At 41.4% G+C, this 10,185-nt stretch carries 11 protein-coding genes; 6 read left to right on the plus strand and 5 right to left on the minus strand.

Translation table 11 applies throughout. From position 1 onward, the window contains the following. Positions 1-423, minus strand: a 423-nt coding sequence (locus VB077_RS13765) for a restriction endonuclease subunit M (protein WP_323415829.1), incomplete at its 3' end; no start/stop codon positions are given. Positions 424-846: 423 nt separating this feature from the next. Next, positions 847-1,857: an ABC transporter substrate-binding protein gene (locus VB077_RS13770; RefSeq protein WP_323415830.1), complete on the minus strand. Its 1,011-nt coding sequence runs from the start codon at positions 1,855-1,857 to the stop codon at positions 847-849. A gap of 602 nt (positions 1,858-2,459) precedes the next feature. Between VB077_RS13770 and VB077_RS13775 the strand changes: the two genes are divergently transcribed. The 4 genes from VB077_RS13775 to VB077_RS13790 all read left to right on the plus strand — a co-directional run bounded on the left by VB077_RS13775 (position 2,460) and on the right by VB077_RS13790 (position 6,150). Next, positions 2,460-3,728 carry a double-cubane-cluster-containing anaerobic reductase gene (locus tag VB077_RS13775; protein ID WP_323415831.1) on the plus strand — a complete coding sequence of 423 codons (1,269 nt, stop codon included), beginning with the start codon at positions 2,460-2,462 and terminating at the stop codon, positions 3,726-3,728. Then, positions 3,725-4,465 (plus strand): acyl-CoA dehydratase activase, encoded by a 741-nt coding sequence (locus tag VB077_RS13780; RefSeq protein ID WP_323415832.1) that lies wholly within the window; start codon positions 3,725-3,727, stop codon positions 4,463-4,465. Before VB077_RS13775 ends, VB077_RS13780 begins: the two co-directional genes overlap by 4 nt. Before the next feature lie 33 nt (positions 4,466-4,498). Next, complete coding sequence (yedF, locus tag VB077_RS13785; protein WP_323415833.1) at positions 4,499-4,837, plus strand: sulfurtransferase-like selenium metabolism protein YedF; 339 nt, start codon at positions 4,499-4,501, stop codon at positions 4,835-4,837. A gap of 278 nt (positions 4,838-5,115) precedes the next feature. Continuing rightward, positions 5,116-6,150 (plus strand): DUF2935 domain-containing protein, encoded by a 1,035-nt coding sequence (locus tag VB077_RS13790; protein WP_323415834.1) that lies wholly within the window; start codon positions 5,116-5,118, stop codon positions 6,148-6,150. A gap of 233 nt (positions 6,151-6,383) precedes the next feature. Here the strand turns inward: VB077_RS13790 and VB077_RS13795 are convergent, their stop codons facing one another. Further along, the gene (locus VB077_RS13795) at positions 6,384-6,722 is read right to left on the minus strand and encodes an SAM-dependent methyltransferase (protein ID WP_323415835.1); all 339 of its coding nucleotides are present in this window, start codon (positions 6,720-6,722) and stop codon (positions 6,384-6,386) included. A 144-nt stretch (positions 6,723-6,866) separates the two neighbouring features. Between VB077_RS13795 and VB077_RS13800 the strand changes: the two genes are divergently transcribed. Further along, a complete protein-coding gene (locus VB077_RS13800; protein ID WP_323415836.1) occupies positions 6,867-8,273 on the plus strand; it encodes an L-cystine transporter in 1,407 nt (468 codons plus the stop codon). Between the two features lie 108 nt (positions 8,274-8,381). After that, the gene (gene larE / locus VB077_RS13805) at positions 8,382-9,191 is read left to right on the plus strand and encodes an ATP-dependent sacrificial sulfur transferase LarE (RefSeq protein ID WP_323415837.1); all 810 of its coding nucleotides are present in this window, start codon (positions 8,382-8,384) and stop codon (positions 9,189-9,191) included. Positions 9,192-9,460: 269 nt separating this feature from the next. Here larE and VB077_RS13810 read toward each other — a convergent pair whose 3' ends face one another. Together VB077_RS13810 and VB077_RS13815 are read right to left on the minus strand one after the other, a co-directional pair. Continuing rightward, positions 9,461-9,673, minus strand: coding sequence for a hypothetical protein (locus tag VB077_RS13810; RefSeq protein ID WP_323415838.1), 213 nt, complete (start codon positions 9,671-9,673; stop codon positions 9,461-9,463). Positions 9,674-9,992: 319 nt separating this feature from the next. After that, positions 9,993-10,185, minus strand: a 193-nt coding sequence (locus VB077_RS13815; RefSeq protein ID WP_323415839.1) for a phosphomethylpyrimidine synthase ThiC, incomplete at its 5' end; no start/stop codon positions are given.

A 10,185-nucleotide genomic window follows, 5' to 3' on the forward strand; every position in this document is an offset into this window, starting at 1 on the left:
CTCTTTCACTTGTCTGAGTGTGTATTTCAAAACCTGCGAACCTTGCAGTCCCAGTTGGAATTGCTTCTGAATTAACTTATCTTCATTAAGTAGATAAACCAAATACTGTGAATCAATATTTTCATGGGGTATCAACTTAACGTAGTTTTGGGTGTAGAGATAACCCTCGTGCACAATTCTTACGATCGTTGAAATGCCGGATATGAGACTAAATACGACATCTCCCGTATACAGCGTATTGACTTTATCTAGCGTTCTAACTTGCTTATTATCAACGTTTGATGAAACGATATCAACCAAGTCATCCGCTATATCAGGTTGACCATAATAAGTATAAAGTGGAGCATTCACATCAGACACTTCTGTAATTCTAAATTGAGGTGATCCGCTTACCAATTCAACCATCTCGCTCAGCTTCTTCATATAAAATGTGCCTTTCTAAAATTAAATATTATTTAATGATATAATCATATCAGGAATAATTTTAAAACACAAGCACTGAAATATTTAATTTTGAGAAATTACTAAATTAAACACCTAAAAACAAAAAAATTCGTCAAACACGCAACCCACACGCATTTGACGAAAATCAATGATCTAAAATATATCCGGTCAACTGTCACAACTACCTAACCACGCTAAATCCCTCCCAAGTAATACTGTTATTACGGGGTTTTATCTTCATTTCGTGTACTTCATATCCCGTAATTCTTGCGAATATCTGCGAAAACTTCTGATGCAGGTCTAACATGACCCTGTATGAAATCAGCGTATCCTTTTTCGATTTCCGCATTCAATTCTTCTTTACTCATATTTGCAATACTTAGGAGTTTTGCCTATTTTTCCTTAGTTCTTCTTTTGAATAACCTCCACGGCTTGTTTAACCAGTTCCTCCGGGAAAGTAATTCCTAGTGCTTTGGCAGTATCTTGATTTAAATAGATATTCATTGTGCTCATTGTCTTGACAGGGATATCTCCCGGTTTCTTGCCATTTAAGACCTCAACGGCCATATCCGCTGTTTCGTGACCGAGCGTGGTATAATTGATGCCATTCGTAGCCAATCCTCCGTCTCTGACTAAAGAGTCGGCCGTGACATAGACCGGTAGTTCGGTTTTAATCGCAATTTGGGAAACTGTCACCATGGCGGTTGCAACCGTATTATCATTGGGAATAAAAATCGCATCGACTTTCCCAACCAGTGAATTGACAGCCTGTTGAACTTCGGAAGAGTTTGTAACCGTTGCTTCCACAAGTGTTATATGATTTTTAGCTGCATAATCCCTTAAACTATTGATAACCCATGCTGCATTGGATTCGCCCGGATTATAAACGGTTCCGATTGTCTGAATGCCTGGGGTTATTTGATGAGCCAATTCCATTACTTTTTCTGCAGATACAGCATTAGACGTTCCTGTGATATTGCCTCCCGGTTTGTCTAAATTCGTGACAACACCTGCTCCCAGCGGATCAAGAACAGCTGAGAACACAATGGGAATCTCCTTTGTTTCACTCATAACCGCTTGGGCTGAAGGCGTTGCGATGGCAATAATCAGGTCATATTTACCGTTAACGAACTTCTGCGCCATCATCTTTAAGTTCGACTGATCTCCTTGGGCATTTTGATAATCGATTATGATATTATCGCCATCCTTGAATCCTTTATCATCTAACTCCGTGACAATCGCTTCGCGAATTTCATTGAGTGAGGGATGCTCCACAACCTGTAAAATACCCACCTTTTTCTTGGCCCGAGTCTGCTCCGCCGTCTGTGTCATATTCAGTGAACACGCCGTCAAAGAAAGTACGAGGAGCATCGAAACCATAACCGCCATAATTCTGGATACTGTCTTTTTCATTGAAGAATCCTCCCTTAAAATAAAATATTTTTATTTCGGGTTCTTCTCTGCAACTTCTATTCATCCGCGGTTATGAATAGAAATATGGCCCGTACCTAAACAATAAGCGCCTGCCCTTCAATAAAGGACAGGCGCTAACCTGCGGTACCACCTTAATTAATGCACCGAAATGCATTCTCTTGCAGAGTGCCATCACACCCTTAGCCCTATAACGCCGGCTTCGCGTCAACAGCTACTTAAGCACAAAGGCTTTTTCGCTTTGCCCTCAGGGGTCCACTTATCCGATCCGTCCCTACCGAGCTTCCACCCTTCTCGGCTCTCTTGAAGGTCGTTCTTCGGTTTTACTTCCCCCTCATCAGTGTAAAAATACAATAGCATGAATCGATTAAATATTCAACAACTTTCTTGGGGCCTGAATTCGCGATGAAACTAGGTAAATTATAGACAAGGATAATGTGGAATCTCACGATTAAACTCGTGGGATTTCTTTTTTAATGACTAAAAAAAGAAATTATTACATTATTGTTATAGAAGGAATAACAAAAGAGTTATAGAATATGTATCCAAAGGAACAAATAAGAATGATCAGGAGAGTGGATTATTTGGATAATCGTGAGTTATGGAAACTTCTTGATATTGATTTGGAAAAACATGATGAGTTTTTAGCCCCTTTGCCGCAGGGCATTACAGAACTATTTTTAAATCGTCCGAACCGCCCCCAAGCCATGTCTTATTTTGATATGGTCGTAGGAGACGTTCATGGCATCCGCGTGAAAGAGCTTTATGAGAAGAAACAGCAAGGGGCTAAAGTCTTCGCCACTTTCTGTGTGTATGTTCCCGAGGAGATTATTGCAGCGGCAGGGAGTGTTTGTATCGGTCTTTGCGCCGGAGCACAATTTACAGTTCCAACTGGGGAAAAGGTGTTACCCCGTAATCTTTGCCCCCTTATTAAATCAACTCTGGGTTTCAAATTAGATCGAATCTGTCCGTATTTTCAAGTCTCAGACTGGGTAATTGGGGAAACGACTTGTGATGGTAAGAAAAAGGCCTGGGAAATCCTCAATGAGCATATCCCTACGTACGTTATGGAACTTCCTCAGAGAAAAGCGGATAAGGATATCCGTCTGTGGGAAGAGGAAGTGCGTGAATTTGCTGCCTTTATTGAAAAAGAGACGGGTGTAACACTAACCCCTAAAGCCTTAAAAGATAGTGTTCAAAAGATAAATAATAAACGGAGGGCTTTACAGCGTCTTGCGGATTTAAGAAAACATAATCCTTCCCCCATTCATGGACTAGATGTCCTTTTAATCAATCAGTTATCCTTTTTTGATGATCCGGAACGCTTTGCGACACAGGTCAATGCCCTATGTGATGAGCTCGATGAGCGTGTAAACCATGGAATTGGTGTTACTCGAGAAGATGCACCTCGGATTCTGCTTACCGGAACACCGCAACCCTTGCCGAACTGGAAAATTCATGCTCTCATAGAGCAGGCCGGTGCGGTAGTTGTGGGCGAGGAGACGTGCACAGGCGAACGCTACTTCAAGGATTTAACACAAGAAGCGGATACTATGAATGAAATGCTTTCAAATATTGCAAAACGCCCGATGCAAGTGAATTGTGCATGCTTTACACCAAATACCGGCCGTTTGGAAGATATCATTCGGATGAAAGAAAATCTCAAGGCAGATGCGGTTATCGATTTTAATCTTCAATTCTGCCAACCTTATGGGGTCGAAAGTCATAGTGTAAGTAAAGAGCTGGAGAAGAGGGGAATTCCTTATCTGCACTTGGAAAGTGATTTCTCCGATGAAGATCAAGGACAGCTCTTAACCCGGATTGAAGCTTTGTTGGAGATGGTTCAATCGTGATCAAGGCAGGGCTCGATCTTGGCTCAGTAAACACAAAACTTGTCGCTTATGACGGGGACGAGAGAGTATATAGCAAAGTTGTTCCTTCCCGGTTTGATTCGGTAGGCGCAGGAAAGAATTTATTATCGCTATGGCAGAATAGCGGTAATGTGTCAACTTATGATTTAGTGGTTACGGGCTATGGGAGAGTGAGTTTTCCCGTGGGCAAGGTTTTTACAGAGATTACCTGTCAAGCACGGGGCTGTCATGAGTATTTTCCCGAGATGCCGCTCATCCTAGATGTTGGAGGCCAGGACGCGAAGGTGATTCGCAAAAATGGCTTGGGAAAAGTTACGCAGTTTGTGATGAATGATAAGTGTGCTGCGGGAACAGGACGTTTTCTTGATGTTATTCTCAAAGGTCTTGAGCTCACTCAGGAAGAGCTAGTGATGGCTGCCGAGGCAAAGCCGATGACGATCAACTCAATGTGTACAGTTTTTGCGGAATCCGAAGTGATTAATTTATTAGCCAAAGGGGCTCCTAAACCTGAAGTTGTCGCTGGAATTTTCCGGAGTACGGCTAAACGTCTCGCCCGGTTTGTAGAATCCCTCTCACAGCCAAATTATCTTATTTTTGCGGGGGGTGGAGCGCACTATAAACTTTTAGTTAAATTTCTTGAGCAAGAGCTTAAGGCGGAGATTGTGATTCCGGAAGAACCGGAACTCACTGTGGCTATAGGAGCAGCCTTGTTGGCCTAGTATATCTTTAATAAAGTTTAGGGGGTCATAACAATGTCTAATTTCGTTTATTTTATTTCCTCAGATAAAATGGGAAGTCAGGATCCTGAACTGGGGAAGAAACTTATGGGAAGTTTCTTTCGTAAGCTTTTTGAAGCCGATCAAAAACCGACACATGTGCTCTTAGTGGAAAGTGGAGTAAAACTCTTGTTACCTGAATTTGATGCGTTTGGTGTCTTACGCGAGTTAGAAGCAGAAGGCATGAAATTCCTCGCCTGTGTCACTTGCCTTGATTATTACGGGATTAAAGAAAAGATTGGGCTGGGGGAGGTTTCGAACATGCCGACCATCATAAAAACGATGCATGAAGCTGATAAAGTAATTTCGCTCTAAAAAATAGGACAAAGTAAAAGGATGCCACGGTTAATCCGTAGGCATCCTTTAAATCAAGGCCTCTAAATTCAAATCTATCCCTTACTCCGAATCCTCATCCAGTGTCTCAATCAAAAAGCTCACCGGACGGAATCCGTCATTACACGAAATCATTGCCATCAATAGAGTCGAACTTCTCTTGTAATATAACGAAGATAGAATATATTTCATGTGGGTTGTACACCAAATTTTAGGGTCAAGCATAACATGTACTAAAAACATGCTAGGAGTTGATATCATTGGCTACTGTTGAAACAACATCATTTCCTATCAGCCGATTTGTTCAACAATCGCTTGACCTTCATATTTTCTTTCTTCGCATTATGAAAGAGCACTCATTTTTTCTGGAGATAGGCTTCTTCAACAAAGATGCAGCTTTTGCTCAAAGAGCAGATCAGTTTAATAGGGCGTTTAATCAATTATTAACTGAAGTCGTTCTATTAGCGGATGGCAATCTAAGTGAACCAGCGGTGCGTTCCGGCGAGTTCGTAACGGATAAAACTCTCCGTGCTGAGGTTAAAACCCAGGAACTGTCCGGCATCGCCATTGACACGTCATTAACTCAAGAAGAGCTTTTATTGCTTCGCAGCAGTGGTTCAGTAAATACTGGACTGGCGAATTCTGTCCGATTAATCAATGAAAGAGCCATTGCCCTTACAAAGGAATTAGTCGAGTTTAAAACTTTAATTTTAGATGAAATGCTGAAATGCCAGCTGCTTACGTTCAATTTTCCCTTGTTGATTGAGCATATTCGCCGAGAAGCCTTATTTTTTATTAGTCAATTGGAACGATTACAGCTTCGGGGCTTTATAAATTTTAGCCAGGAAATAATTGATCAAAAGGTCTTTTGGGACAGGATTATGGCGGAACACGCTCAATTTATCGCCCATTTGCTAGATCCCACGGAAGTTGCACTCATCGGTCAGGCTGATAATCTCGCAGACCTCTTTTTTAAACTCCGCCAACAAGCCGAATCCTTGAGAAATGTTGGTTTTAGCGCAGTTCTTCCTCTCGTCCGCGAAGAAATTCGTGCAACAAGAAACATTCGTAACTTTAAATCAACTGCGGAAGAACTCGTTTTAACGTGTAGTATTAAATCAATTATTATCCCATTGCTCGCTGACCATGTGTTGCGTGAAGCCAATCATTTTTTACGAATTTTAGAGCTATCCGGACAGTCAAGTCCATTGGTAAGTTCATTAGGTGTTGCTGAACAGGCAGGTGTTGGGGGTCTTTCCAGCGATACAATGGGTCTCAATCAAGATTTCGAATAAAGGTATCATAAAAATCGCGTGGAAATTTCTACACGATTTTTATTCGTATATCTTTGTAAGTGATTTCAAACCAGAGGCCGCCAGGGACGGCGGCCTCTTTATACCACTTGCAATATCTTCCGCACAAAATCAGAAGATTGTACAATTAGCTATTTCTGGTTATTCAAATGACTTTAGCAATCAACTGAACGAGATTAAAATACCTTCCGCCCTCAGCCTCCATCATTTTAATGTCATCCGCGACGACGGGATGGTAGCCGGTCAGCCACGGCGATATAGCCGCCCCTTTTTACAAAAGGAACGAGCGATGGAAGCATTTCCGACGTATCACCGAAATAATGGTAAGCGTCCACGGTGAACAACAAGTCAAAATATCTGTCTGCGAAAGGCAGCCCTTTGGTCGCGTCTACGGAAATCGGAACGGCCTTATCATCAATCCCGATAGATTGGAAACGCTCATAGTTTTCAGTTGGCGAAATCCAAAGATCTGCGGCGAAAACGGACACACCATATTTCTTCGCTAACAAAAGCGTGGAAAGACCGCACCCGCAACCGAGGCCAAGTATTCGCATATTCTTATTGATGTTTAGGTGTGACGCTAAACATCAAGAGTGAGCAGCTGTTCTAAATTTCAGTTGCAACGAAAAAAAATAAGAAGTATAATGCCAATATAACATATAGGTTTAGTAATATAAAATATAAAGGGGGGTTCAAAGATGGTTTCATTGCATGTTTTATTAAATGTCCTAATCATGCTCGGCCTTATTTATGGAATGGTATGGATGAAAAGGAAGGGACATTATTCTTTTACGGTGAGGGTATTTACGGCTTTAATTCTTGGTATTTTATATGGTGTGATTCTTCAATATAGTTATGGAGCAACTTCGTCAGTTGTCACAGAAGTGAATACTTGGGTTGGTCTTGTAGGAAATGGTTATGTCAGGCTCTTAAAGTTGACTGTTATTCCGCTCATTTTTGTAGCGATAACTTCGGCTATTATCAATCAAGATTCCAAGAACTTGGGTAAAAAAGCGGGAATCATTATAGCAATTCTTCTAATAACAACAGGAATTGCTGCAGCTGTTGGTGCTGGGACGGGTGGCGCCTTCGGCTTAGATGCAAGCTCTATTCAAGCCGGGACACAGGAAACTCAGGCTGGAGAGAAAATGGAAACGAAGTTGGTTGATTTTCAGCAGAAAACGATTCAGGATCAACTTCTCGAAATCATTCCAACAAATCCGTTTTATGCGCTCACGGGGCAGGGAAGTAATGCCACTTTGTCAGTTGTATTTTTTGCAGCCTTAGTTGGAATAGCGACAGTCGGGATTCGTAAGACGAAACCGGAATCGGCAGAGTTATTTACCAAGTTTTTAAATGCCTTGCATGATGTCGTCATGCGGATCGTTACTATAGTTCTTCGGCTTACCCCTTATGGTGTTTTAGCACTTATGACAAAATTCGTTTCGACGAGTAATGTCAGCGAAATTCTCCGCTTATTACAGTTCGTTTTAGCCTCATATACAGCAATTATAATTATGTTTGTTATTCATATGATTATTCTCGCTGGTTTTGGACTAAATCCACTAACCTATTTGAAAAAATCGGCTCATGTACTCACCTTTGCCTTTACCTCCAGGACCAGTGCAGGAACTCTTCCCTTAACGGTTGAAGCTTTAACAGATCGATTGGGAGTTTCCAAAGGAATTGCTAATTTAGCGGCAACATTTGGAACGAGTATTGGGCAAAATGGGTGCGCAGGGATTTACCCAGCAATGCTAGCAGTTATGATAGCTCCTGCCGTTGGTATTGATCCAATGACTCCTGCCTTTCTGCTTAAACTAGTGGTCGTTGTTGCGTTAAGTTCCTTTGGAATCGCCGGTGTAGGAGGCGGAGCGACTTTTGCAGCTCTTACAGTTCTTTCAATTATGGGTTTGCCTGTAGGACTTGTTGGTTTATTGATAGCTATTGAGCCCCTCATTGATATGGCGAGGACTGCCCTCAATGTAAGTGATTCGATGGTTACAGGCTTAGTTTCTTCGAAGGTTCTGCACGAGTTGGATACCGAGAAATATAATGATAAGAATTCAGGTTCATCAACAAGGGATACAGCCCTTGAATTTTAAGATCTGTGATGTAAAATAAAAGTAGCATTTAAACAGGGGTGCATAGTTTTCCTCTGTTTTTTTATACTTTTTTATCACCTAACTCATGAGAAAGATGGAGGAGTAAACGTGAATAATGCTTTAAACTTGAAATTAGCAAAGCTGAAAGAAATATTATTGAGTCTGGAATCGGTTCTAGTTGCTTATTCTGGAGGTGTGGATAGTTCTTTCTTGGCAAAGGTCGCATTTGACACTCTGGGAGAGAAAAGCCTTGCCGTAACAGCAGCCTCAGAAACATACCCTGAAAGGGAATTAGATGAAGCGATCATAACTGTAAAAACGATCGGCATTAACCATCTTGTGATCCATTCGGACGAACTTACGGATCCTAATTTTAGAAGAAATCCTCAGGATCGCTGTTATTATTGTAAATCCGAACTCTTTTCAAAATTAACCGCTCTTCGCTCAGAGAAAGGGTTTGGCTTTGTCATTGATGGAGCCAATATGGATGACCTTCAGGACTATCGGCCGGGAAGCAAGGCTAAAGAGGAGCAAGGCGTGCGTAGTCCCCTTCAAGAAGCGGGAATGACAAAAGAAGATATCCGTATCTTATCAAAAGAGTTTGGTCTTCCTACTTGGAATAAGCCTTCCCTTGCTTGTTTATCTTCACGGTTACCCTATGGAGAGGAAATTACAGTTGAAAAGTTAAATATCATTGATCATGCGGAGACTGTTCTGCGTGAATTTGGTTTTAAAGAACTCAGAGTAAGGTATCATCAGGAAATTGCCCGAGTTGAGTTACCTCGTCAAGATTTCGTTAAACTCACGGAAACGGTAATTGATGAGATTGTGTCCCGCCTGAAGGGGTTAGGCTTTACTTATGTTACCTTAGATCTTCAAGGGTTGAGAAGTGGAAGTATGAATGAGGTCTTAAAATAAGTGGGTATGTAAACTTCTAAAGGAGAGTACAATAAGGCTCAGGCTAATTGGTCTGAGCCTTTTGTTAAGCGGTACGAAGGAAATACTTCCGGGAATCCGGCGTTTTAAAGCGCAATGAGCATCTCCGCCAGGGCAAATACAATTAATAAAAATATTAACTTTAATATTTTTGATTATTATTACCCCACCCGTTAAATTCACCGATCACGTATAAAAAAACGAGACATAGCCTTCCTCTTGGAAGGTGTCCCATTGAAAAAGAATAGCCCTTACAGGTTCTCTAAGTGACGTTTTGCCAGAAAATCATTTAAACCGGCTATAAACGCCTCCGGGTCGTTTACATTTTTGATGGCCAGCAATTTGCCGAGACTTTGGGGAAATGGTCCGGCGCAGCTGAATGGGGAAACCCGATTCTGAATGAAGTACGTGATGACATCACTCTCTTGTAAAATTTCCTCAACTAAAGTCTCTTTTGTAATCATAAAATACTCCTATAATCGTAAAATACTGCGGAACCATTAATACAAACCGAATTTTTGCTCGGTCAGGCTGATATAAATATTCTTCATTTGGGTGTTATCTGCAATCTTTTCCATATCTAACCCCCCCTTAATTCTTTTTATCCGAAGATTGCAGATTCAGTATAGAACTATAATAGAAAATATTCTAACAGTTTTTTTTAATAAAGTATCAACTTTTTAAAAAAATTCATCAGATTTGCTACCCTACTCCTTGGTGATTACGGCAAACGCTCTCATGGGAGAAGCAAGCTGGGATTATACCCCAGCTTGCTAAGGCTACTCACAAAATATCAATATGTTCTCCTGCAAGTGCTTTATTCATACTTCTTACTGCACAGAACTTTCCACACATGGAACAGGTGTCTTCATGCTCGGGCTTTCTGTCATCGCGGATTGCTTTTGCTGTTTTGGGGTCTATAGCACATTCCCACTGTGCTTCCCAGTCAAGCGCTCTTCTTGCATCTGCCATCTTG

It is taken from the genome of Desulfitobacterium sp. (assembly GCF_034927245.1).
Classification (GTDB): domain Bacteria; phylum Bacillota; class Desulfitobacteriia; order Desulfitobacteriales; family Desulfitobacteriaceae; genus Desulfitobacterium_A.

Excerpts from the sequence above, each read along its gene's own strand:
- VB077_RS13770 (WP_323415830.1), bottom strand. The coding sequence starts at position 1,857 with ATGAAAAAGACAGTATCCAGAATTATGGCGGTTATGGTTTCGATGCTC.
- yedF (WP_323415833.1), top strand. The coding sequence starts at position 4,499 with ATGTCTAATTTCGTTTATTTTATTTCCTCAGATAAAATGGGAAGTCAG.
- VB077_RS13795 (WP_323415835.1), bottom strand. The coding sequence starts at position 6,722 with ATGCGAATACTTGGCCTCGGTTGCGGGTGCGGTCTTTCCACGCTTTTG.
- VB077_RS13800 (WP_323415836.1), top strand. The coding sequence starts at position 6,867 with ATGGTTTCATTGCATGTTTTATTAAATGTCCTAATCATGCTCGGCCTT.
- VB077_RS13810 (WP_323415838.1), bottom strand. The coding sequence starts at position 9,673 with ATGATTACAAAAGAGACTTTAGTTGAGGAAATTTTACAAGAGAGTGAT.